This window comes from Burkholderia sp. SIMBA_062 (assembly GCF_046534765.1).
Taxonomy (GTDB): Bacteria; Pseudomonadota; Gammaproteobacteria; order Burkholderiales; family Burkholderiaceae; genus Burkholderia; species Burkholderia ambifaria.
Window position 1 is genome coordinate 1 of the sequence record NZ_JAWRYD010000605.1, and the last position, 238, is coordinate 238.

General features: G+C 38.2%; 1 protein-coding gene. It reads right to left on the reverse strand.

What is annotated here, in order from left to right; translation table 11 throughout:
* A partial coding sequence (locus SB786_RS37610) for a hypothetical protein (protein WP_410731763.1) occupies positions 1-238 on the reverse strand: 238 nt, incomplete at both ends.

Sequence of the window (238 nt, forward strand, 5' to 3'; positions counted from 1 at the left end):
CCAATATTGACTGATAGATACCTAGCTCCAGCTCTCTTCTCATACAACCTAGACCTATAGTTCCATCTCCACCTATTCTTGAAACTGGTGCGAAGAAATCGTTATCATACATTTCAACCATTTGAGGATACAATGGGCAAACAGCCTCGTACTTTTCTCTTACAACTCCATCACAACCTTTGGATTGAAGTTTTTCCAATTTTCTTTCAAGTTTAGTATATAACTCAGGATCACTTGG